This is a genomic window from Streptomyces sp. NPDC001153 (genome assembly GCF_053598315.1).
Window position 1 is genome coordinate 232,389 of record NZ_JBSFJZ010000008.1, and the last position, 23,354, is coordinate 255,742.

Consider the following 23,354-nt stretch of genomic DNA (forward strand, 5'->3'; position numbering starts at 1 on the left):
GCGCCCGGCACTGTGCACAGCTGTGGAAAACGGTCAGCCGCTGAGCCGCACCGGCATGATCAGGTACTTGTACGCGTCATCGGCCTCGGCATCCACCGCCGGCTTCCCGCTGAGCAGCGCCGGCTTCGTGGAGGTCGTGAACGACAGCTGGGCCACCGGGGAGTCGATCGCGCTCAGGCCGTCCAGCAGGAACGTCGGGTTGAAGGCGATGGAGATGTCGTCGCCCTCCAGCTGGGCGTCGACCCTTTCCACAGCCTGTGCGTCGTCGCTGGACCCGGCCTCCAGGATCAGCACGCCCTGCTCGAAGCTCAGCCGCACCGGGGTGTTCCGCTCGGCCACCAGCGCCACACGCTTGACGGCCTCCACGAACGGCGCGGTCTCGATCACGGCGACGGAGTTGAACTCGGTCGGGAACAGCGTGCGGTACTTCGGCAGGTCACCCTCGAGCAGCCGCGTGGTCGTACGACGCCCCGCGCCCTCGAAACCGATCAGGCCCTCGCCCGCGCCCGACCCGGACAGTGCCAGCGTCACGCTGTCACCGGCGCCGAGCGACTTGGCGGTGTCCAGGAGCGTCTTGGCCGGGACCAGGGCGACCGCGGAGGCGTCCGGGTTCTCCGGCTTCCACAGGAACTCGCGGACGGCGAAGCGGTAGCGGTCGGTGGAGGCCAGGGTGACGGTGTCGCCCTCGATCTCGATGCGCACACCGGTGAGGACGGGCAGTGTGTCGTCACGGCCGGCGGCGATGGCCACCTGGGACACGGCGGCCGCGAAGACCTCGCCGGGGACGGTGCCCGTGGCGTTCGGCATCTGCGGCAGCGCCGGGTACTCCTCCACAGGCAGGGTGTGCAGGGTGAACCGGGAGGACCCACAGACCACGGTCGCCCGTACACCGTCTGTGGAAATCTCCACCGGCCGGTTGGGGAGGGCGCGGGAGATGTCGGCGAGCAGCCGGCCGGAGACGAGGACGGTGCCCTCCTCCTCGACCTCGGCTTCCACGGACACGCGCGCGGAGACCTCGTAGTCGAAGCTCGACAGGCTCAGCTGGCCGTCCTCGGCCTTGAGGAGGAGGCCGGCGAGGACAGGCGCCGGCGGACGGGCCGGGAGGCTGCGTGCCGCCCACGCCACTGCCTCCGCGAGTACGTCGCGTTCCACCCGGATCTTCACCGTAAGCCGCCTCCTGCTGTTGCTACTGAGTCCTCCGACTCGGTGTCACCGCCCACTGCGGAGGGAAGGACACCGGGGACCAGTCTGACGCACCGCACTGACAGTAGGTGCCCGTCGGGGTCAAGTCGCTCCGGGAGGCAGCCGGGCACGAGACGGCGAGTTGTGCACAGCCCCCGCTTCAAAACGATTGCCGAGCTCTCTCTAGTCGGGAGTAGTAGTAGGGCCTGTGGATACCGTGGATAACCGCGTTTGCCCAGCTCAGAGCCAAGATTTTGTCCACGGGGCCTGTGGGTGACGGCGGTGGACAACCGGGGGTGTCTGTGGAGAACAGAAAGTTCTGCACACCCCGCCCACAGCCCGAGGGCAGTTCTCCCCAGCTGCGTCCCCAGGTTTACCCACGTTTCCCACACCCCAATCCGGCACCTTCGTGTGACGGCTTTCACTCGACGCGGTGAGCGGGTGCGTCGCGTTGCCGAACAGTGGACAGCCATGTGGAGAAGCCGGGGATCACTGGGGACAACAGGCTCCGGCCTGTGGGTCGTCAGTGGAAAACCTCGTACACAGCCTGTGGATCCCCGCTCGGTCCACAGCCTGTGGAGATCGTTCGTCCACGATTCCACAGGCAGCTGAGCTGGGCGAACGCCATATGAACACGTTCCCTGTGGATGCCGCTCGGGACAACTCCGCAGTCCCCAGCATGTGGACGGAAGAAACCCAGCGAATCTGTGGAGGATGGCCGTAACCCGGCACTTAATCGAACACCCGGTGGCGACCGAGGAACACTCCACAGCCCGCCGGCGGACCCGGGCAGCCGCGAGCAGCCGTGCCTCCCCCCGGTGCCTCAAGGGCCTGGGCGCCCCTCGGGCACCGACACCAGGGTCCCGCCACCCTGGACGGCGAACATGCCAAAGGGCGCCCTCAGGACTCGTGTCCCGAAGGCGCCCTCGACGTCGGCGCAAGCCAGGCGCAGCCGCCGTCAGCCGTTCTTGATCCGGTTCGTCAGCTCGGTCACCTGGTTGTAGATGGACCGCCGCTCGGCCATCAGCGCGCGGATCTTGCGGTCGGCGTGCATGACGGTCGTGTGGTCGCGGCCACCGAACTGCGCGCCGATCTTCGGCAGCGACAGATCGGTCAGCTCACGGCACAGGTACATGGCGATCTGCCGCGCGGTGACCAGCGCGCGCCCGCGCGAGGTGCCGCACAGGTCCTCCACCGTCAGCCCGAAGTAGTCGGCCGTCGCCCCCATGATCGCCGTCGCCGTGATCTCGGGCGCGCTGTCCTCGCCGCCGGGGATCAGGTCCTTCAGGACGATCTCCGTCAGGCCCAGGTCCACCGGCTGCCGGTTCAGCGAGGCGAACGCGGTCACCCGGATCAACGCGCCCTCCAGCTCACGGATGTTCCGGGAGATCCGTGAGGCGATGAACTCCAACACCTCCGGCGGAGCGTTGAGCTGCTCCTGCACCGCCTTCTTGCGCAGGATCGCGATTCGCGTCTCCAGCTCGGGCGGCTGGACGTCGGTGATCAGACCCCACTCGAAACGGTTCCGCAGCCGGTCCTCCAGCGTGACCAGCTGCTTCGGCGGCCGGTCGGAGGAGAGCACGATCTGCTTGTTGGCGTTGTGGAGCGTGTTGAAGGTGTGGAAGAACTCCTCCTGTGTCGACTCCTTGTCCGCGAGGAACTGGATGTCGTCGACGAGCAGGATGTCCATCTCGCGGTAGCGCTTGCGGAAGCTGTCGCCCTTGCCGTCGCGGATGGAGTTGATGAACTCGTTGGTGAACTCCTCCGAGCTCACGTACCGCACGCGCGTGCCCGGGTAGAGGCTCCGCGCGTAGTGCCCGATGGCGTGCAGCAGATGCGTCTTGCCGAGCCCCGACTCCCCGTAGATGAAAAGGGGGTTGTAGGCCTTCGCCGGTGCCTCGGCGACGGCGACCGCGGCCGCGTGCGCGAACCGGTTGGAGGCGCCGATTACGAACGTGTCGAACAGGTACTTCGGGTTCAGCCGTGCCGTCGGCTCGCCGGGACCGCTCGCCGGTGCCGGCTGTGCGCCCAGCGGGCCGGGTGCGCCGGCCGTGGGCAGGTCCGGGCGGCCGGGGCCGCCGCGATGCGCCGGGCCGCCGCCCGTCGGCTGCTCGGGCAGCTCACGGCGGACGGGGTCGCGCTGGTCGTACTCGGTGCGGGAGGGGTCGTACTCGGGGCGCGCGGAGTCGTAGTCCGGGCGCCCCGAGTCGTAGTCGGCGCGCGGGTTGTCGTAATCGCCGCGCTGCTGCTCGTACGACGGCCGGTCCATGCCCTGCGAGCGGTAGTCCGAGGACGGCGAGCCGTAGGCATCGGGGCCGGGGCCGTAGCCCTTCTGACCGGTGCCGTAGGCGTCCTGGGACGACGGCGACGCGTACGGGTCGCGCTCGGGGAAGCCCAGCCGCGGCTGCTGCCAGCCGTACTCGTCCTGCGCGGGCCGGGGCCAGGCCCCGGGCTCGCGGCGCTGGTACTCGGAGGGATACGCCGGCCGTACGACGGGAAGCTGGTCCGCGCGGCCGGTGGGCAGCTGGTCGGCGCGGTGCTGCTCGGCCGACGGCTGCTCGGGGGCGCGGTGGCGGCCATAGCCCTCGTACGGCCGTTCCTCGTACGTCGGGCCGGACGGCAGCTCGGGTTCTTCGTAGCGCGGATTGGGCGGCTGCTGCACCGGCGCCGCGGGGGCCGGCGGCTCGCCCGCGGAGTCGTCCACAGTGATCGCGATACGGATGGGACGGCCGCACTCGCGGCTCAGCGTCTCGCTGACGACCGGCGCGAGACGGCCCTCCAGTACGCCTTTCGCGAATTCGTTCGGTACGGCGAGCAGAGCGGTGTCCGCGACCAGCGCGAGCGGCTGGCAGCGCCGGATCCAGTGCTCGTCCTTCGCCTCGACACCCTGTCCGCGGCCCTCTCCGAGGAGCTGCTCGAGTACTCGCGGCCACACTGCGGCAAGATCGGCGGGTACGTCAGCCACAGGGCACGCTCTCTCACAGGTCCCACGAACGTGTGATCGCGGAACGGGTCGGGGGGTACTTCGGGTGGTGGGTGGGTCAAACCCGCCGGGGCGGGGGACAAAAGAACGAATCGGAGTTCAGCCACGGTAGTCAGCGTGGCGGGTGCGGTTCAAGTTGTTGTCCCCAGCCTGTGGATAGTGTCTCTCCGTGACCCTCGGTTTGACCGGATGGCGCAGCCCCGCGTACCGTAACCAGGTCGAGTTGTCGATGGCTGCTGCCGCCTGCCTCCGATGGGCACAGATCACGTCAGGTGATCGGGAAGCGGTGCACTCGGGCGTGACGCGAGCTACTCGTGGGCGCACGGTGACAGCCAAGACGGCACCCCGCAACTACCGATTTCTTTCTGGAGCCCCCGAGTGAGCAAGCGCACCTTCCAGCCGAACAACCGTCGTCGCGCGAAGACCCACGGCTTCCGGCTGCGTATGCGCACCCGTGCCGGCCGCGCGATTCTCGCGTCCCGCCGTAGCAAGGGTCGCGCCCGCCTGTCCGCCTGATCCCGATCAGGTCATGACGTCGTGCTGCCTACCGAGAACCGGCTGAGGCGGCGCGAGGACTTCGCGACCGCGGTTCGACGAGGACGCCGGGCAGGACGCCCGACTCTCGTCGTCCACCTTCGTAGCGGTGCCACGGACCCGCACGCGCCTGGGGAGAGCGCTCCCCCGACGCGTGCGGGTTTCGTCGTGAGCAAGGCTGTGGGTGGAGCGGTCGTGCGCAACAAAGTGAAGCGCAGACTGCGTCATCTGATGCGTGACCGAGTCGCTCTGTTTCCCCCCGGTAGCCTGGTAGTCGTACGAGCGCTGCCCGGAGCGGGCGACGCAGACCACGCACAGCTGGCCCAAGACCTGGACGCCGCCGTTCAGCGGCTGCTGGGAGGGGGCGCGCGATGAAGTACCCGCTGCTGGCTCTGATCAAGCTGTACCAGTGGACGATCAGTCCACTGCTGGGGCCGGTGTGCAAGTACTACCCGTCGTGCTCCCACTACGGCTATACGGCCATCGACCGGCATGGTGCGATCAAGGGAACGGCACTCACCGCCTGGCGCATCCTCAGGTGCAATCCGTGGTCGCTGGGCGGTGTGGACCATGTCCCGCCGCGCAAGCGCCCGCGGTGGCACGAAATGCTGCGCAACGCTTGGCGCGCACGCAAGGGCGGGCCCTCCGCCGCCGAACCGGCCACCGAAGCGAAGCCCGGGAGCCCGACTTCCGAGCTTCCTCCGAGCCCGGCCGCAGAGACCTCGTCCCATGCCCAAGGAGCATGATTAGTGGACACGATTGCCAGCCTCTTCAGCTTCATCACAACACCCGTTTCATGGGTCATCGTCCAGTTCCACAAGATGTACGGCGCGATCTTCGGCGCCGACACCGGGTGGGCCTGGGGCCTGTCCATCGTGTCCCTGGTGATCCTGATCCGCATCTGCCTGATCCCGCTCTTCGTGAAGCAGATCAAGTCGACGCGCGCGATGCAGACGCTCCAGCCGGAGATGAAGAAGATCCAGGAGCGCTACAAGAACGACAAGCAGCGCCAGTCCGAAGAGATGATGAAGCTGTACAAGGAGACGGGCACCAACCCGCTCTCCTCGTGCCTTCCCATCCTGGCGCAGTCCCCGTTCTTCTTCGCCCTGTACCACGTGCTCAACGCGATCGCGACGGGCAAGACGATCGGCGTCCTCAACGAGTCGCTGCTCGCCAGCGCCCGTAAGGCGCACATCTTCGGCGCCCCGCTTGCGGCGAAGTTCACGGACAGCGCGGACAAGGTCGCCTCGCTCGGCGCCACGCTGACCGACGTCCGGGTCGTCACCGCGATCATGATCGTTCTGATGTCGGCGTCGCAGTTCTACACGCAGCGCCAGCTGATGACGAAGAACGTCGACACGACGGTGAAGACGCCGTTCATGCAGCAGCAGAAGATGCTGATGTACGTCTTCCCGGTGATGTTCGCCGTCTTCGGTATCAACTTCCCGGTCGGTGTCCTCGTCTACTGGCTGACGACGAACGTGTGGACCATGGGTCAGCAGATGTACGTCATCCGCAACAACCCGACCCCGGGTTCCAAGGCTCAGGCCGCCTACCTGGAGCGCCTGACCAAGCACGTCACGCACGCCGGCAAGGTCAGCCGCCGCAGCGAGAAGACCATCGTCAAGGCGATCGTCGCCAAGGGCCGCGAGCGCAACGAGTTCGAGCGCCGGTTCATCAACGCCCTGAACAAGGCCGGTCTCGCCGCCCAGGCCGACGGCACCGTGGTGAAGAGCACGGCCCAGGCCGCGGCGCAGACCGCGGACGGTGCGGAGACCACCACGGAGGCCGGCACCGCGGCCCGGCGCCAGCAGCCCAAGCGCCAGTCCAAGGCCCAGCGCCAGTCCGGCGGACCTAAGCAGGAGGGCGGGTCCACCTCGTCCACCTCGCTGGAGAAGCCCGACGAGCCGCAGGATGCCAAGCCCGCGGCCGCCCCGCAGGCCCCGAAGTCCGGCTCCGGCACCCGCAGCAAGGCCCAGTCCGGCCAGCGCAAGGGTGGTCCGCAGCGGCCCAAGTCCCCGTCCAAGAAGTAAGAAGGAGCCCATCCCGTGACGGAAGGCACCACCTCCGCCGCTGCCGAGGCTGCAGACGCCCTGACCCGCCTGGAGCAGGAGGGTGAGATCGCGGCGGACTACCTGGAGGGTCTGCTGGACATCGCCGACCTCGACGGCGACATCGACATGGACGTCGAGGCCGACCGCGCCTCCGTGTCGATCATCAGCGACACCGGCAGCCGCGACCTGCAGAAGCTGGTCGGCCGGGACGGCGAGGTGCTGGAGGCACTGCAGGAGCTGACGCGCCTGGCCGTGCACCGGGAGACCGGCGACCGCAGCCGGCTCATGCTGGACGTCGCGGGTTACCGGGCCAAGAAGCGGGCCGAGCTGTCCGAGATCGGCGCCAAGGCCGCCGCCGAGGCGAAGAACACCGGCGAGCCCGTCAAGCTCAAGGCGATGACCCCGTTCGAGCGCAAGGTCGTGCACGATGCGGTCAAGGCGGCGGGACTGCGCAGCGAGTCCGAGGGCGAGGAGCCGCAGCGGTTCGTCGTCGTGCTGCCCGCCTGATCGGCCCCACGTTTCACCGGCCCCGTCTGTTGAGCAGACGGGGCCGAAGTTTGTCAGCCTGGTAGTTCTGGTGGCCGGTGCGCGAAGCGCCGGCGCTGTACGGAAGGACGGTCCCCGTGACGGAGGCAGCGGAGCTTCCCCCCGCGCCCGAGCAGGCTCGGGAAGTGTTTGGTGATCGCTTCTCGGATGCGGTCCGCTACGCGGAGCTGCTCGCCGAGGCGGGCGTGCAGCGTGGCCTGATCGGCCCGCGGGAAGTGCCCCGCCTGTGGGAGCGGCACCTGCTGAACTGCGCGGTGCTCTCCGAGGCCGTCCCCGAGGGAGTGACGGTCTGCGATGTCGGCTCCGGTGCCGGCCTGCCCGGCATCCCGCTGGCCCTGGTCCGGGACGACCTGAACATCACCCTGCTGGAGCCGCTGCTTCGGCGCACCAACTTCCTCACCGAGGTCGTCGAGCTGCTCGGCCTGGATCACGTCACGGTGGTGCGCGGGCGTGCCGAGGAGGTCCTGGGCAAGCTGCCACCGGTCCATGTGGTGACCGCCCGGGCCGTGGCCCCGCTGGATCGTCTGGCCGCCTGGGGCATCCCGCTGCTGCGTCCTTACGGCGAGATGCTCGCGCTGAAGGGAGACACCGCCGAGGAGGAGCTGAAGGCCGCCGCCACGGCTCTCAGCAAGCTCGGTGCGGTGGAGACCTCGATCCTGCATGTGGGTGAGGGCATCGTGGACCCGTTGTCCACGGTGGTGCGGGTTGAGGTCGGGGAGAGCCCGGGCGGTGTGCGGTTCGCGGCCAAGCGTGCCAAGGCGGCCCGGACGGGCCGGGCCCGCCGTCGCCGCTGAGCAGGAGCAGGGATTCAGGCCGGAGCAGGAGCAGGGGTGGCTCTGACCCGTCCTGACGACGAGACGTACTCCACACAAGCTGCCAAACCTACGCAGGCCGGAGTGTCGCGAGGATCCGGTCGCCGCCGCTGTGCATCGTGTTTCACGTGAAACGTCGCTCACTGCTCCACGGCATCATCAGTCGCGGCCGCGCTGCGGCCGAACCTCGCGACCGCAGGCCCCTCGGTTCCCTGGGCGAGGATCCCGTCTCCCAGGGAACTCCATCCCTGGCACAGGGCACTCCGTCCCTCTCCAGGGGCATGGAGTTGTCCACAGAGGTGGATTTCTCCACAGAACACCAGGCCTCACTGGTTCACGACCCCGAAGACATGGGAGGCTCTGTTCATTGCGAGCCTGAAGTGGAGGAGAGTGAATCCTTGCGGTCCGACGCCAACATCGCGGGACCGATGACCGATCCGGTCCCCGGTCCCCGTACCGAGTCGATGGGGGCGGATGTTTCACGTGAAACACCGCCTCCGATGGACGACACTCCGATCGGTCGTGCGGCCCAACTGGCGGTAGAGGCTCTGGGCCGCGCCGGCGAAGGCCTGCCACGGCCGGAGCAGACCAGAGTCATCGTGGTCGCCAACCAGAAGGGCGGTGTGGGCAAGACGACGACCACCGTCAACCTTGCCGCTTCGCTGGCTCTGCATGGCGGCCGGGTCCTGGTGATCGACCTCGACCCGCAGGGCAACGCGTCCACCGCCCTCGGAATCGACCACCACGCCGAAGTTCCCTCCATCTACGACGTGTTGGTGGAGAGCAAGCCTCTCTCCGAGGTCGTCCAGCCGGTCCCCGACGTAGAGGGTCTCTTCTGTGCCCCCGCCACCATCGATCTCGCCGGTGCGGAGATCGAGTTGGTGTCCTTGGTGGCCCGTGAGAGCCGGCTGCAGCGGGCGATCCAGGCGTACGAACAGCCGCTGGACTACATCCTCATCGACTGTCCGCCCTCGCTCGGCCTGTTGACGGTCAACGCGCTGGTCGCGGGTCAGGAGGTCCTCATCCCGATCCAGTGCGAGTACTACGCACTCGAGGGCCTGGGTCAGCTGCTGCGCAACGTCGACCTGGTGCGGGGGCACCTCAACCCCACGTTGCATGTGTCGACGATCCTGCTCACCATGTACGACGGCCGGACGCGTCTCGCTTCCCAGGTCGCGGAAGAGGTGCGCACCCACTTCGGCGACGAGGTGCTGCGGACAAGCATTCCCCGCTCGGTCCGTATCTCCGAGGCGCCGAGTTACGGGCAGACGGTGCTGACTTACGATCCTGGATCGAGCGGTGCCCTCTCGTATCTTGAGGCGGCCCGAGAAATCGCGCTGAAGGGCATCGGCATCAGCTACGACGCGAGCCAGGCCCACATCGGCGTCCAGAACGATCCAAGCATGGTGGAGGGGATCCAGTGAGCGAGCGACGGAGGGGGCTGGGCCGTGGTCTCGGCGCACTGATCCCCGCTGCCCCGACGGAGAAGACCCCGGCTCCGGCCGCGCTGGGGGGCGGGGCTTCTGCCTCCCCCGCGGCCGTCCCGGTGCTGACGACCGACCGCGGGGTTGCCGCGGCGAAGGTGGCGACGCTGCCGCCTGTTTCACATGAAACCGAGGAGCCCGCGGCGGGCCCCGTCATGGAGGCGTCGGCTCCTCCGGTGGGCGCGCACTTCGCCGAGATCCCCCTCGATGCGATCTCGCCCAACCCGCGCCAGCCGCGTGATGTCTTCGACGAGGACGCGCTCCAAGAGCTGGTCACCTCCATCAAGGAGGTGGGGCTCCTCCAGCCCGTCGTCGTACGGCAGCTGGGGCCCGCCCGCTACGAGCTCATCATGGGTGAGCGCCGCTGGAGGGCGTGCCGCGAGGCCGGCCTGGAGGCCATCCCGGCGATCGTCCGGGCCACGGAGGACGAGAAGCTCCTCCTGGACGCGCTGCTGGAGAACCTGCACCGCGCGCAGCTGAACCCGCTGGAAGAGGCTGCCGCCTACGACCAGCTGCTGAAGGACTTCAACTGCACGCATGACCAGCTTGCCGACCGGATCGGGCGCTCCAGGCCTCAGGTCTCCAACACGCTGCGTCTGCTGAAGCTCTCGCCGGCCGTACAGAAGCGGGTGGCTGCCGGTGTCCTCTCCGCCGGACATGCCCGGGCACTGTTGTCCATCGAGGACTCCGAGGAGCAGGACCGGCTGGCTCACCGCATCGTGGCCGAGGGGCTGTCGGTGCGAGCGGTCGAGGAGATCGTGACCCTCATGGGCTCGCGGCCCCAGAAGCCTCAGCGTCCCAAGGGGCCGCGCGCCGGCGCGCGGCTCTCCCCGGCCCTGAACGAGCTGGCGACCCGTCTGTCGGACCGCTTCGAGACACGGGTGAAGGTCGACCTCGGCCAGAAGAAGGGGAAGATCACCGTCGAGTTCGCCTCGGTGGACGATCTTCAGCGGATTCTGAGCACGCTCGCTCCGGGCGAGGGGCCGGTGTTGAGCCAGGAGCTGCAGAACGCTCCGGACGACGAGGACGACTGATCCCGGCCCGACCCACTCGGCCGTATGCCGTATCAAGAGCGGGCCGTGTCCGGTGTGTACCGGAACACGGCCCGCTCTTTGCTTTGAGGCGCTATCGAGTGAATCGCATCGTGGATACGATGCGAGTGGGTATGGCGCATCCACCGGACAGCATCTGCATCTCTGAGTGGGGAGACGGGGCCATGCGATCGATGAGCCGCACCGGACTGGTGAGCGCGGGCCTGAGCCTTGGAGCGGTCGGCGGATTCGTCGGCAGCCTGCTCAGGGAGCGAAGCGCTCTGACAGCCGCTCGTGACGCGGCGGGCGAAGGAAGCGAGGAACAGCCTTCATGGGGCGTCGGCTCGTGCCGCTCACGCTGGACAACCTTCAGGACCTTCCCCAACGCTGTCGGTCGTGTGTCTTCTGGGAGCTTGACCCGGTCAGCGGAGAAGCAGCCGTAAGGGCGGGGACCTCGGCGCTGGAGAAGGAATCGTGGATCTCCGCCGTCCTGCTGGACTGGGGATCGTGCGGCCGGGTGGTGTACGTGGATGACCTACCGGTCGGCTTCGTTCTCTACGCCCCTCCAGCCTATGTTCCACGCTCGACGGCCTTCCCCACGAGTCCCGTCTCGCCGGATGCCGTGCAGTTGATGACGGCGTTCATCATGCCCGGCTATCAGGGGCAGGGGCTGGGGCGAGTCCTCGTGCAGACGGTCGCCAAGGATCTGCTGCGTCGAGGCTTCAAGGCGATCGAGGCCTTCGGCGACGCCCGCTGGAAGGAACCCGCCTGCCTTCTGCCGGCGGATCACCTTCTGGCTGTCGGCTTCAAAACGGTCCGGCAACATCCCACGCATCCCCGACTGCGACTGGAGCTGCGGTCGACGCTCTCCTGGAAAGAAGACGTGGAGATGGCCCTCGACCGGCTTCTCGGGGCGGTTCAGAAGGAACCGGCGCTGAGGCCGCTGTAGCGTCAGCGCAGCGCCATAAGCGAATGGGCCAACCCGGAGGGGTTGGCCCATTCGTGTTTCACGTGAAACACGCACCGTCGCTTGGACGGCACCGCTCGGTTCTTCGCCTTACTCGGCGATGAACTCCTCGAGGTCGCGAACGATCGCAGCCTTCGGCTTGGCACCGACGATGGTCTTGGCGACCTCGCCGCGCTGGTAGACGTTCAGGGTCGGGATCGACATGACGCCGTACTTCGCGGCCGTACTCGGGTTCTCGTCGATGTTCAGCTTGACGACCTCGATCTTGTCGCCGTACTCGGCAGCGATCGCCTCCAGGGACGGGGCGATCTGACGGCACGGACCGCACCAGGCGGCCCAGAAGTCCACCAGGACGGGCTTGTCGTTCTTGAGGACGTCCTGCTCGAAGGAAGCGTCGGTCACATTCTTCAGGGTGCCGGCCACGGCGGGCTCCTTAACTCGATCGTGCGGTGGGGCGGGGGAAGGGGGAAGGTCAGACGGCGGCGGTCTTCTCGGGCTCCGCCTTGTCCTCGTCCGCGAGCGCGGCGAGGAAGCGCTCAGCGTCCAGAGCGGCGGAGCAGCCGGTGCCGGCCGCGGTGATCGCCTGGCGGTAGGTGTGGTCGACCACGTCGCCGGCGGCGAAGACACCGGTCACATTGGTGAGGGTGGTCGGGGAGGCGACCTTCAGGTAGCCCTCCTCGTCCAGGTCCAGCTGGCCCTTGAACAGCTCGGTGCGCGGGTCGTGGCCGATCGCGATGAACAGGCCGGTCACGGGCAGCTCCGACAGTTCGCCGGTCTTGACGTTGCGCAGCTTCAGACCGGCGAGCTTCTGCTCGCCCTGGATCTCGGCGACTTCGCTGTCCCACACGAACTTGATCTTCGGGTCGCCGAACGCGCGCTCCTGCATCGCCTTGGAGGCGCGCAGCGTGTCCCGGCGGTGGACGATCGTCACGGACTTAGCGAACCGCGAGAGGAAGGTGGCCTCCTCCATCGCGGTGTCACCACCGCCGATCACGGCGATGTCCTGGTCCTTGAAGAAGAACCCGTCGCAGGTCGCACACCAGGAGACACCGCGGCCGGACAGGGCGTCCTCGTTCGGCAGACCCAGCTTGCGGTGCTGGGAACCGGTGGTGACGATGACAGCCTTCGCCTTGTGGACCGTGCCCGCGGTGTCGGTGACGGTCTTGATCTCACCGGTGAGCTCGACGGAGACGACGTCGTCCGGGACGAGCTCGGCGCCGAAGCGCTCGGCCTGCGCCCGCATGTTGTCCATGAGCTCGGGGCCCATGATGCCGTCGCGGAAGCCCGGGAAGTTCTCGACCTCGGTGGTGTTCATCAGCGCGCCACCGGCGGTGACGGCTCCCTCGAACACCAGAGGCTTCAGCGACGCGCGCGCGGTGTAGAGCGCCGCCGTGTAGCCTGCGGGCCCGGAGCCGATGATGATCACGTTACGGACGTCGCTCACGGCTTGATTCCTCGTCTCTGGTCTGCGTCAGTCGACCGGTGGGAGCCCGTTTCCGAACTCTCACCCCACCCAACGGATCCTACGGGGCCCGCATTCCCGGTGTGTCGGGGCACACGCATGCGGCGGGGCAACTGACGGAGCAGCCGAGGTGGCCGGGTGCTTTCAAGGACGGGGATAGGACTCTTTCGCCAGGACCTTGCCCGTAGAGGTGGGATCTTGACGCACGCAAGCCGCGTCGACGACATAGGCCGTGACCTGGGCACTGTCATGGCTATCGGGCAGGACGACGAGGTAGGCGCTCTTCCCGGCGTAGGTGCCCACCTTCGAGGCCAGGGCCCGGTCACCCTCGGGAATCGCCCGCCGGACACAGTCCGGTACCGGGACCTCCGTCTGAATCAGCGTGTTCGCGCTCTCCGTCGTCCCCGGGGTGTTCTGCTCGGAGTCGGCGCCGGACCGTGGTCGCTGACTGGTGTATCCCCGCTGGGTGCCCTTCTTCGAAGCCAACAGGTCCCGTACCTGGCTTTGGACACTGGCATGGGAGAAGACACCGATCGACGGACTTGGCTTGCCATGAGCGGTGATGGTCGATGTACCACTGTCGAGCGCCTGGAGCATGAGTGCCCCGGCTCCCAGCACGGCCGCCGTCAGAACACTGCCGAGAACGACGGTCCTGCGGCGGCTGCGCGCGCTCTTCTTCCGCCCGGGTCCGGTCGACGCGTGCGGGCGCCCCGCCGGGCGATCGGTCGGAGCCGATGTTTCACGTGAAACACGTGCCGCGCTCTCCTCTCCGGAGGCGCTGAGCAATGCCTCGGCGGCAAGCGCGGCATCGATCCGGCCGGCCACCTCGGCAGGCATGCGCACCGCTGTCGATGTGGATCCCAGCAGTCCTCGGATCTCCTCCAGCGAGCTGTGGACGTCCGCGCACAGCTCACAGGTCTCCAGGTGGCGCTGTATGTCGGCGCTGCGGCCAGGAGGCAGAAGGCCTTCGGTGAGGTCGGAGATCTCCTCGACGTCCGGGTGCCCGGCCGTGTCCGTCGTCGAAGTCACGCTCGCCCACCTCCGCCCTTCACTACGGCTGAATCGCTCGGTCCCCTGCCCTCGCGGCCCTCGCTCGGAGACCCCGTTGCAGGTGGGACGGATGCCCCCTCCACCCGGTTCCGTCCCTCGCCGGGTTCTTTTCCGCTTCCGGGACCTTCGGGCCGTAGATGAGTGAGCAGAGGCAGCAGTCGCGCTCTGCCCCGGGCGCACCGGCTCTTCACCGTGCCGGTCGGCACGTCGAGAATCCTGGCGGCCTCGGCCACGGGATAGCCCTGCATGTCCACAAGCACCAGCGCGGCCCTCTGGTCGTGCGGGAGGGTGCCGAGCGCTTCGAGGAGCTGACGCTGGACGTCGTTCCGCTCGGCCGGCGCCGAGGCCGACTCGTGCGGCTCCAGCAACTGCTCCAGCCGCTCGGTGTCGTCGACGGGTGAGGTCTTCCGTGAGGCCACTTTGCGGGCGCGGTCCAGGCAGGCATTCACCGTGATCCGGTGCAGCCAGGTCGTGACGGCCGACTGGCCCCGGAAGGTATGGGCGGCCCGGTAAGCCGACACCAAGGCGTCCTGGACCGCGTCCGCGGCTTCCTCGCGGTCCCCCAGCGTCCGCAGCGCGACCGCCCAGAGCCGGTCCCGATGCCGCCGCACGATCTCGCTGAAGGCATCGGGGTCGCCTTCCACATGGCGGGCGAGCAGATCCTTGTCGCTCACTCCGTCGTATCCGGCGCCGTCCGCCATCTGCCCCCTCCGGTCCGGGTGAGACGTCAGCCCGTGAACTTCACTTCGCCGATGGCCTGCTTGTAGCCGGCGCCGGCGTACAGCGTGGAGTCATACCCCGAATTCGGCACGGCTGTCAGCCAGACGAGGACATACCGCGTCTTCACCGACTTGGTGACCTTCACGGTAGCGGTGTTGGTCGTCGTCGTGACCTTACCGATCTGCTGCATCGAGTCCAGCGACGGCGGTGTCAGAGAGTCGGCCGCGTACAGCTCGACGGTCGTGTGGTCCCCGCCGTAACGCATGTCGAGGGTGGCCGTGCCGAGTTTCGTGGGCGAGCCGAGGTCGTAGACGATGCCGACGCCCGGCTTGAGCGGAGCGATGGACGGTCCCTCGGTGAAGCTCTTGGTCCGCCAGTACGACGAGGGGTCGCCATCGTAGGTCTTCTGGACGTCGCCCGGGTGCTGGGCGTCTCCCTCGGCGACGAACTCCTGGCTTCCCTGGATCTTTATCGCCGTCTGCTTGTGGTTCGCGCCGCCCTTGTCGCCGTCGCCCGTCGTCTGGCTCCTGTTGGTGTCGTCGGACTTGCCGCTCTGGTTCATCAGGGCGTCCGCCAACTGCCAGCTGCCCAGGCCCAGGGCGGCGATGAGAAGCGCCGACACCGCCCATTTCAGGGCCTTGCCGGTGCGGCTCTGCAGCGGGGGCGGCGGAGTCGTGAGCGGCTGGGTGGCACCGGGATGCGGCGCCGGGCGGCCGTACGTGCCCTGCTGGTAGGTCGTGCGCTGGTACTCCGGCGGGGTGGTGAAGGCCGGCTCGGGTGGGCGGATGCGCGGCATCTCGCCGATCGCCTTCACCAGCTCCTCCGGCGTGGTGCACGGGGCCTCGTGACGGGAGGCGGTGGCACCGTCGTTGACGAGTGCGCGCATGGCCAGTTCGGACAGGCCCCGGTGAATACCGGCCCGCACCTGGTCCGGTGCGATGAGGCCGACACCCTTGGGAAGTCCGGACAGGCCGTACGCGTCGCTCTCGTACGGCCAGCGCTGGGTCAGCGCCGCGTACAGCAGGGCGCCGATCGCCTCGGTGTCGGTGCGCTGCGGGGTGTCGGAGCTGATGCCACGCAGCGCGGCGTTCACGGCGAGGCCCCGGATGCGCCACTGACCGGTCGAGGCGCGCAGGACGGCGTTGGGGTTGAGCCGGAGATGGGCGAGGCCCTCGCGGTGCGCGGCGGCCATGGCCGAGGCGACCTGACTGACCATCTGGTAGGCGTCGTGCGGCTCCAGCGGGGCGTTCGTGAGGAGCGTGGTCAGCTCGGTGGCGTCGGGCAGCCACTCGTGCACGACGTAGACGAGGTCGTTCTCCTCGACGGCGTCGAGGACCTGAACGAAACGGGGGTCGCCGAGCAGCGCGGAGGAACGCGCGGCGGCGAGGACGGAACGGGCCCGCACATGCTCCGCGGGCAGGATGTGGACGCCGACGGCGCGACGGAGTTTCTCGTCGACCGCACGCCAGCTGCTGAATCCGTCCAGACGGGTGACGCACTCCTCCAGTCGGTAACGTCTGGCGAGCTTGTGACCGCTGTGTAGTTCCGGAGGCGAGGCCTTCCGCCCGGAACCGTCGCTCCCGCTCCCTTGTGCCTCGTCGTTGTCCGTGTCCCGCTCCGGGTTCATGGCCACCCCGTCGGCCGTGGACTGGTCCGCCTTGGCGGTCAGCGGCTGCTCACCGCTGTTGTCTGCCACGTCGACGGCAGCCGTGCTCCGTTCCGCCACCGTCGTCCCTGCCTCCCCATCTGTTGCACGCTGTCCGACGCCGAAACCAATTGTGCCCACAGTCCGCCGCTATGCACGACACACGACGGCGGACGATGGTTGTGCGCCTACCCCCGCCTTAGCGGCCCAGACGCCCGCGGACCATGCCCACGAGTGAGTTGAGTTCCTCGATGCGCATCCGGCGGGCGGCCACGAAGAAGATGCCGAGCAGAACGGCCCCGCCGATGATCAGCGCGGCGAAGGAGCCGATGACGCCCTGGCCGAGGGTGCGCCCGATGCCGTAGCAGGCCGCGCCGCTGAGCAGGGCCGCCGGCACCGAGGCGATGCACAGGCGCGCGTACGTCCGCATCACCCGGACACCGTCCAGGTCACCGGCGAGCCGCTTGCGCAGCCGCCGCCAGGCGACACCCACACCGATCGCGTAGGCCAGCCCGTACGCGGCCGCCATACCGGCGACCGCCCAGCGGGCGGGCAACAGGAAGTAGCAGAGCGCCGAGGCCCCCGCGTTGACGACGGCCACGATGACGGTGTTGTAGAAGGGCGTGCGGGTGTCTTCGTACGCGTAGAAGGCGCGCAGCACGACGTACTGCACCGAGTACGGGATCAGGCCGAGGCCGAAGGCCATCAGCATGTAGCCCATGTTGGTGGCCGAGTCGGTGCCCGCGGAGCCGAAGATCAGCGTGCACATCGGAATGCCGAGGGCGAGGAAGCCGAAGGCGATCGGGACGATGGCGACGGCAGTGGTGCGCAGGCCCTGGGAGATGTCGTCGCGGACAGCGCCGGTGTCGCCCTCCGCGGCCGAGCGCGAGATGCGCGGCAGCAGGGCGGCCATCAGGGAGACCGTGATGATGGCCTGCGGCAGGCCCCAGATCAGCTGGGCGTTGGCGTAGGCGGCGAAACCGGTGCCCTTGACACCGGAGTCCTTGCCTGCGGCGGTGGACAGCTGGGTGACGACCATGGCGCCCGCCTGGTTGGCGAGGACGAACAGGACCGTCCACTTGGCGAGCATCGCGGCCTTGCCCAGGCCGTGACCCCTCCAGTCGAACCGCAGCCGGATCCGGAAGCCCGTCTCGCGCAGGTACGGGATCATCGCCAGCGCCTGGACGACCAGACCGAGCAGCACACCGATGCCGAGCAGGCGCTGGCCCTCCGGCGGGATGTTCGTGACGGTCAAGCCGGAGTGCGAGGCGGTGCCGTAGACCCAGATGAACGCGCTGAGCGACACGATGATGACGATGTTGTTCAGGACTGGAGTCCACATCATCGCGCCGAACTTACCGCGCGCGTTGAGGATCTGACCCATCACCACGTGGATGCCCATGAAGAAGATCGAGGGCAGGAAGTAGCGCGTGAAGGTGACCGTCACGTCGTTGGCGGCCGGGTTGCCGGCGATGGTGGGCGACAGCGCCCGCACCAGGAGCGGCGCGGCGAACATCGCGAGGGCGGTGAGAGCGGCCAGCGCCACCATCACGAGGGTCAGCAGACGGTTTGCGAAGGCCTCGCCACCGTCCTCGTCCTCCTTCATGGACCGCACCAGCTGCGGCACGAAGACCGAGTTCAGGCCGCCACCGACGGTGAGGATGTAGATCATCGTCGGCAGCTGGTAGGCCACCTGGAAGGAGTCGCCGAGGAAGTAGAGGCCGAGTGCCGAAGCGATCAGTGCGGAGCGGACGAAACCGGTGAGGCGGGAGACCATCGTGCCCGCCGCCATCACGGCACTGGACTTCAGCAGCCCGGTGGCCTTGCCGCCCTTCTTCGCGGGTGCGGCGGAGGCTGCGGGAGCCGCTGTCGGCTCGGGTTCCGCGTCTTTGTACGGCCCGGCGGGATCCGGTGCCGCGGCCGGAGCGGGCACGGGCGGCTGCGCCGGGTTCCCCGGGGCAGCCGGGTAGGAGGCCGCGGCGTACGGGTTGCCCTGCCGGGGGCCCTGGCCGGCGGGGCCGTAGCCGGCGTCCGCAGCGGTGGCCGGCTGGGAGTAGCCGGGCGGATCCATGGGCGCATGCCCGCCGCTCTGCTGCTGGTCCTTGAAGAGATGCGCGAAGGCGTCCGGTTCGTGGTACTCCTCGCCCGAGTGCGTGACCAGGTCGTCCACGCCCACGAACTGGGTCGTGCGCGGGTTGTCGCCGTACGGCAGGTACGGGGTCGCGCCCTCCGGCTCCGGAGCCGGAGTCTGTGCCCACACCCGCGGGTCGGGCGCGTACGGCGACTGGGCGGGCTGTCCGTAGAGCGGCTGCTGCCCGTAGCTGTCCTGAGGGGGCGGCGGGTGCGCGGCGCGGTCGTAGAGCGCCTCGGCGACCGGATCCTGAGCGGCGAGGTCGCGCCCCCGGTAGGGGTCCTGGTCGTAAGCGTCCTGGACGTACATGTCGGCCGCTTGCTGCGGCGGCACCTGACCGGGCTCCGGCGGCGTCTCGGGGTAGCCCGAGCCGGCCGCGCCCTGGCCGCGATCACCGTCGTACGGCGCGTTCATGCTTACCCCACCTCATCGTCCCTGGCCCACCGGCCACGACATCGCTCAACGGTCCACTCTCTCACCCGTCCCGGACGGGTCGGGGCTTTCCGGTGCGGTGTCCGGCGCAGGGTCACTCCGGTGCTCCGGGTCGTCTGCCCCGGTGGGCAAGACGGAATCCTCCGGTTCCTCCGGGAGACGTTCTGCGGGGGTGTCGGGGTTCCCGGGCTCGTCGGCGGCCTGATCTTCCGCGTCGGGTCCGTTCTCCTCCGTCTGGCGGGCGGATGCGCGCTTGCGCTGGGTGTACATCCGGAATCCGGCGAGCACGAGGAGGAGCACGCCGCCGCCGATGACCAGCATCACGGTGGGGGTGATCTCGGTGACCTTCACGTCGAAGCTGACGGGATCGCCGTACTTCTGGCCGTCCTCGGTGTACAGCTGGGCGATCACCGTGACCCGGCCGTTGGCATTGGCCGACGTGGTGAACTTCACGGACTGGCTGTGCCCGCCGGAGATCTCCACCGGCTGCTCGGAGTAGGCCTTGCCGCCGATCTTCAGGCGCGTCGGCATGGTCGAGGTGAGGCGCAGGACCAGGTGGCCGACCGGCTGGACGAGGTTGTTCTGGACAGTCACCGGGATGGTCGCGCTGCGTCCGGAGAGCTTGGTCTCCGACTTGTCGATCAGCTTGACCTGGTCGGCCAGCTCGTCGAGCCATGCCTCCACGCCGTCGCGGTAGCTCTGTGCGTGCCAGCTGCTGCCGTGCCACGACGTGGACATCTCACGGTTTATGGCCCGTCCGAACGGTGTGACGACGCGGGACTGGTCGGAGAGGATCACCTGGAAGCTGTTGAGCTTGTCCTGGGTGCGCGCGATCTGCTCGAAGGCCGTCCGCGGCAGTTCCTGCGAGCGCAGAGAGGAGGGATAGGCGGAACCCCACGGGATACGCGTGGTGGCGTTCGGGTCCGGCTTGTCCTTGGCCGCCGCGGAGAGGTTCTGGGACTGGGACCAGTTCCCGTCCTGGAGCGTCTTCAGCGCCGCCGCCATCGCCTGGGCCTGGCTCGCGGTGGGCATGCGCTGCGGGGCGACCACGATGCTGCGCTGCTTGTCCGTCTGCGCGTTCACCTCGAGGCTCTGCGCCAGGAACTCCTGCACGGCGAGGGTGGCGGAGTCCGCTTTCGTCAGGTCGCCCTCGAAGGCCGTGGACAGCCGGGCGTCGGAGACCACTGCCGTGGTGCCGCCGCCGACCGGGCGGGCGGCGGAGGGCGTGTACGGCAGCCCGGCGGTCTCCTGGAGGCTGTCGCTACGGGCGATCACGCGGTCGGCCCCGGCGGAGGTGGCTACCTTCATGATCGCCGGGTCCACGGCGCCCTCCACCGGCCAGGCGAAGTCGGTGCTCGGTGTGACGTGGAGCACCGTCTTGACGGTGGTGGCGGCGACCTCGGTGGCGTCTTTGAGGTGGCTGAGCGAGCCGGTGACGCTGGTGCCGTTGTGCGCGAGGGATGCCAGGTCCGGGTCGGCGAAAGGCAGGGCGACGACCTCCTTGCCGACCACTGCGTTCTGCAGGTTCGACAGCCACTGCTTGGCGAGCGCCTGGTGGTCCTTCGGGCCGGGCGTGGTGGTGCCCGCGTTGCCGGGCAGCCGGTAGTTGCCGGTCGCCATCGCGTCCACGGAGGCCAGCAGGTCCGGGTCGATCACCCAGGTGACGTCGAGGTCCTTGCCCAGTTCCACCATCTGGGCCAGCCGGCCGCCCGGTGCGAGCTCCTTGGCCAGGCTGTCGTTGAGGAACACCGGCGTCTGGAGCTCGCCGGCGCCCGTCTTGGCCGTCATGTGGACCGTGGAGATCAGCGGCCACAGGTACGTCGTCTTCGTCTTGGTGTCGGCGTCGGACGGCTGCCACGGCAGGAACGTCCGCTGGATGCCGAGCACCTGGTCCCAGGGCTGGGCGGCGGTCTTGCCGGAGAGGGAGACACCGAACTCGTAGACGCCGTTGTCGCCGAGGTCGAGCTTGTCCACAGGCACGGAGATGCTGAAGTGCTCGGCGACGCCCGGGGTCAGCTTGGCGAACTTCTCCACGTACTTGCCGCCGACCTCGGAGCCGATTTCGCCCGGCAGGTCGTCGGAGTGCTCGGCGACGGAATCGATCGCCGAGCGGGTGCTCAGCATGGGACCCACCTGCAGGCCCACGTGAGCGCCGGTGACGGTCTGCTTACCGTTGTTGGTCACGGTGCCCGACACGGTCAGCGTGTCCCCGTCGGTGGGGGCGCTGGGGGTCAGTGAGTCCAGGGCCACGGACACCGCGTCCGAGGAGGCGGCCTGGGCGGGCGCCGCGGCGGGCAGCTGGAGCAGTCCGGCCAGCAGCGGCGCACCAGCGAGCAGTGCGCCGGTGCGTCGCAGCCACCGGCGGGCAGGTGAGGCACTGGTCCCCTGGAATTCAGCCGCCTCGGCCACGCGCTCGCCCGTCCCTCGTCGTCAGTGGTCGTCGGAATGTGCGTCCACGCATGGTAACGATGCGCGCGGAGGGGAAGTGCCGCGGTCTCCGTCACAAGATCGAGGAACGACCGCGTCCCGTCCTCTATATCCAGTATCGAGGGGAGAGCTTCCGTACGCCTCGAGGGCAGTGCTTGCGACGGGTATGCAGGGAGCTGTCCGCGGCCCCTGGCGGCCGCTGCCCCTCGATCACAGGGAGGTCGCCCCGGGGCGTAAATGGAGGCCGCCCCTGGTCGCCGGGGCACGTACCCTCTTCTGTTGTGCCGAACCCCAACGAAGACACTCCCTCTGCCCTGAGCCAGGCGCAGCAGCGCGCGGTCGCCGAGCTGCTGCGGGTGGCCCCCGTCGCCGACGATCTCGCCCGCCGATTCCAGGAGGCCGGGTTCTCCCTCGCCCTGGTCGGCGGGTCGGTGCGCGACGCGCTGCTCGGCCGGCTCGGCAACGACCTGGACTTCACGACCGACGCCCGCCCCGAGGACGTTCTGAAGATCGTCCGGCCCTGGGCGGACGCCGTCTGGGAGGTCGGTATCGCCTTCGGCACCGTCGGCGCGCACAAGAGTGCCCGTGTCGGAGACACTGATGTGAACTTCCAGATCGAGGTCACCACCTACCGGTCGGAGGCCTACGACCGAACCTCGCGCAAGCCCGAGGTGTCGTACGGCGACTCCATCGAGGAGGATCTCGTCCGCCGGGACTTCACGGTCAACGCGATGGCCGTGGCACTGCCGGAGAAGGAGTTCATCGACCCGTACGGGGGCCTGGAGGATCTCGCGGCGCGTGTGCTGCGGACGCCGGGCACGCCCGAGGAGTCCTTCTCGGACGATCCGCTGCGGATGATGCGGGCCGCCCGGTTCGCCGCCCAGCTGGACTTCGCGGTCGCCCCCGAGGTCGTCACCGCGATGACGGAGATGGCCGGACGCATCGAGATCGTCTCGGCCGAGCGGGTCCGGGACGAGCTGAACAAGCTGATCCTGTCCGACCACCCGCGCGAGGGGCTGGCCCTGCTCGTCGAGACCGGGCTGGCCGACCATGTGCTGCCCGAGCTGCCGGCGCTGCACCTGGAGCGCGACGAGCACCACCGGCACAAGGACGTCTACGAGCACACGCTCATCGTCCTGGAGCAGGCGATCGCCCTGGAGCAGGACGGTCCCGACCTCACCCTGCGCTTGGCCGCGCTGCTGCACGACATCGGCAAGCCGCGCACGCGCCGCTTCGAGAAGGATGGCCGGGTCTCGTTCCACCACCACGAGGTGGTCGGCGCCAAGATGACCAAGAAGCGCATGACCGCCTTGAAGTACTCCAACGAGCTCGTGAAGGACGTCTCTCGGCTGGTCGAACTTCACCTGCGCTTCCACGGCTACGGCACCGGGGAGTGGACGGACTCGGCGGTGCGCCGCTACGTCCGTGACGCGGGCCCGCTGCTGGACCGCCTGCACAAGCTGACCCGCTCCGACTGCACCACGCGCAACAAGCGCAAGGCTGCCGCGCTGTCCCGGGCCTACGACGGTCTGGAGGAGCGTATTGCCCAGCTGCAGGAGCAGGAGGAGCTGGACGCGATCCGCCCGGACCTCGACGGCAACCAGATCATGGAGATCCTGGGCGTGGGCCCCGGCCCTGTCGTCGGCAAGGCGTACAAGCACATGCTGGAGCTGCGTCTGGAGAACGGTCCGATGGAGCACGACGCGGCGGTGAAGGCTCTCAAGGAGTGGTGGGCCGAGCAGAACTGATCTCTGCCGAGCCGGGCGGTGCCATGTTTCACGTGAAACACCCCGCCTGGATCAGAACGCGCCGAGGGGCGATGTTTCACGTGAAACATCGCCCCCCGGGCGAGGAGGCCACCTGGGCACTCCAGTAAGGCGGCGTGTAATAGAGG

Annotated in this window: 19 protein-coding genes; 10 read left to right on the forward strand and 9 right to left on the reverse strand. The window is 68.7% G+C overall.

What is annotated here, in order from left to right; translation table 11 throughout:
- Window positions 1–33: 33 nt before the first annotated feature.
- Window positions 34–1,164: a DNA polymerase III subunit beta gene (gene dnaN, locus ACWDEN_RS12215; RefSeq protein WP_351601089.1), complete on the reverse strand. Its 1,131-nt coding sequence runs from the start codon at window positions 1,162–1,164 to the stop codon at window positions 34–36.
- Between the two features lie 976 nt (window positions 1,165–2,140).
- Window positions 2,141–4,147 (reverse strand): chromosomal replication initiator protein DnaA, encoded by a 2,007-nt coding sequence (gene dnaA, locus ACWDEN_RS12220; protein WP_450858649.1) that lies wholly within the window; start codon window positions 4,145–4,147, stop codon window positions 2,141–2,143.
- 396 nt (window positions 4,148–4,543) lie between these two features.
- On the opposite strand from dnaA, the gene rpmH reads away from it, so the two are divergent.
- From rpmH to ACWDEN_RS12265, 9 genes are all read left to right on the forward strand, one after another.
- Window positions 4,544–4,681: a 50S ribosomal protein L34 gene (gene rpmH, locus ACWDEN_RS12225; RefSeq protein WP_003956500.1), complete on the forward strand. Its 138-nt coding sequence runs from the start codon at window positions 4,544–4,546 to the stop codon at window positions 4,679–4,681.
- A gap of 21 nt (window positions 4,682–4,702) precedes the next feature.
- Window positions 4,703–5,074: a ribonuclease P protein component gene (gene rnpA, locus ACWDEN_RS12230; protein ID WP_351601083.1), complete on the forward strand. Its 372-nt coding sequence runs from the start codon at window positions 4,703–4,705 to the stop codon at window positions 5,072–5,074.
- Window positions 5,071–5,445: a membrane protein insertion efficiency factor YidD gene (gene yidD / locus ACWDEN_RS12235; RefSeq protein WP_351601080.1), complete on the forward strand. Its 375-nt coding sequence runs from the start codon at window positions 5,071–5,073 to the stop codon at window positions 5,443–5,445. Before rnpA ends, yidD begins: the two co-directional genes overlap by 4 nt.
- Before the next feature lie 3 nt (window positions 5,446–5,448).
- Window positions 5,449–6,732: a membrane protein insertase YidC gene (gene yidC, locus ACWDEN_RS12240; RefSeq protein ID WP_351601077.1), complete on the forward strand. Its 1,284-nt coding sequence runs from the start codon at window positions 5,449–5,451 to the stop codon at window positions 6,730–6,732.
- A gap of 15 nt (window positions 6,733–6,747) precedes the next feature.
- Window positions 6,748–7,260, forward strand: coding sequence for a Jag family protein (locus tag ACWDEN_RS12245; protein WP_351601074.1), 513 nt, complete (start codon window positions 6,748–6,750; stop codon window positions 7,258–7,260).
- A gap of 116 nt (window positions 7,261–7,376) precedes the next feature.
- Complete coding sequence (rsmG, locus tag ACWDEN_RS12250) at window positions 7,377–8,093, forward strand: 16S rRNA (guanine(527)-N(7))-methyltransferase RsmG (RefSeq protein ID WP_351601071.1); 717 nt, start codon at window positions 7,377–7,379, stop codon at window positions 8,091–8,093.
- A gap of 368 nt (window positions 8,094–8,461) precedes the next feature.
- The gene (locus tag ACWDEN_RS12255) at window positions 8,462–9,535 is read left to right on the forward strand and encodes a ParA family protein (protein WP_351601216.1); all 1,074 of its coding nucleotides are present in this window, start codon (window positions 8,462–8,464) and stop codon (window positions 9,533–9,535) included.
- A complete protein-coding gene (locus ACWDEN_RS12260) occupies window positions 9,532–10,629 on the forward strand; it encodes a ParB/RepB/Spo0J family partition protein (protein WP_450858653.1) in 1,098 nt (365 codons plus the stop codon). Before ACWDEN_RS12255 ends, ACWDEN_RS12260 begins: the two co-directional genes overlap by 4 nt.
- Before the next feature lie 328 nt (window positions 10,630–10,957).
- A complete protein-coding gene (locus ACWDEN_RS12265; protein WP_351601065.1) occupies window positions 10,958–11,575 on the forward strand; it encodes a GNAT family N-acetyltransferase in 618 nt (205 codons plus the stop codon).
- Window positions 11,576–11,683: 108 nt separating this feature from the next.
- Here ACWDEN_RS12265 and trxA read toward each other — a convergent pair whose 3' ends face one another.
- From trxA to ACWDEN_RS12300, 7 genes are all read right to left on the reverse strand, one after another.
- A complete protein-coding gene (gene trxA / locus ACWDEN_RS12270; RefSeq protein ID WP_351601062.1) occupies window positions 11,684–12,016 on the reverse strand; it encodes a thioredoxin in 333 nt (110 codons plus the stop codon).
- 49 nt (window positions 12,017–12,065) lie between these two features.
- Entirely contained in the window at window positions 12,066–13,037 is a 972-nt protein-coding gene (gene trxB / locus ACWDEN_RS12275) for a thioredoxin-disulfide reductase (RefSeq protein ID WP_351601059.1), read from the reverse strand.
- 162 nt (window positions 13,038–13,199) lie between these two features.
- Window positions 13,200–13,892, reverse strand: coding sequence for a hypothetical protein (locus ACWDEN_RS12280; RefSeq protein WP_351601056.1), 693 nt, complete (start codon window positions 13,890–13,892; stop codon window positions 13,200–13,202).
- A gap of 188 nt (window positions 13,893–14,080) precedes the next feature.
- Window positions 14,081–14,806 (reverse strand): RNA polymerase sigma factor SigM, encoded by a 726-nt coding sequence (gene sigM / locus ACWDEN_RS12285; protein ID WP_450858656.1) that lies wholly within the window; start codon window positions 14,804–14,806, stop codon window positions 14,081–14,083.
- Window positions 14,807–14,832: 26 nt separating this feature from the next.
- Window positions 14,833–16,551, reverse strand: a complete 1,719-nt coding sequence (locus tag ACWDEN_RS12290) for a protein kinase family protein (protein WP_450858658.1) — start codon at window positions 16,549–16,551, stop codon at window positions 14,833–14,835.
- A 118-nt stretch (window positions 16,552–16,669) separates the two neighbouring features.
- Window positions 16,670–19,015, reverse strand: a complete 2,346-nt coding sequence (gene murJ, locus ACWDEN_RS12295; protein WP_450858660.1) for a murein biosynthesis integral membrane protein MurJ — start codon at window positions 19,013–19,015, stop codon at window positions 16,670–16,672.
- A 45-nt stretch (window positions 19,016–19,060) separates the two neighbouring features.
- A complete protein-coding gene (locus ACWDEN_RS12300) occupies window positions 19,061–21,442 on the reverse strand; it encodes a DUF6049 family protein (RefSeq protein WP_450858662.1) in 2,382 nt (793 codons plus the stop codon).
- Between the two features lie 299 nt (window positions 21,443–21,741).
- On the opposite strand from ACWDEN_RS12300, the gene ACWDEN_RS12305 reads away from it, so the two are divergent.
- Window positions 21,742–23,208, forward strand: coding sequence for a CCA tRNA nucleotidyltransferase (locus tag ACWDEN_RS12305; RefSeq protein WP_351601045.1), 1,467 nt, complete (start codon window positions 21,742–21,744; stop codon window positions 23,206–23,208).
- The last annotated feature ends 146 nt before the right edge of the window (window positions 23,209–23,354 follow it).

Bases quoted from the DNA above. Each gene is read 5' to 3' on its own strand.
- ACWDEN_RS12255 (WP_351601216.1), top strand. From the start codon at position 8,462: ATGGGAGGCTCTGTTCATTGCGAGCCTGAAGTGGAGGAGAGTGAATCC.
- ACWDEN_RS12280 (WP_351601056.1), bottom strand. From the start codon at position 13,892: ATGCCTGCCGAGGTGGCCGGCCGGATCGATGCCGCGCTTGCCGCCGAG.
- murJ (WP_450858660.1), bottom strand. From the start codon at position 19,015: ATGAACGCGCCGTACGACGGTGATCGCGGCCAGGGCGCGGCCGGCTCG.
- yidD (WP_351601080.1), top strand. From the start codon at position 5,071: ATGAAGTACCCGCTGCTGGCTCTGATCAAGCTGTACCAGTGGACGATC.
- sigM (WP_450858656.1), bottom strand. From the start codon at position 14,806: ATGGCGGACGGCGCCGGATACGACGGAGTGAGCGACAAGGATCTGCTC.
- ACWDEN_RS12265 (WP_351601065.1), top strand. From the start codon at position 10,958: ATGGGGCGTCGGCTCGTGCCGCTCACGCTGGACAACCTTCAGGACCTT.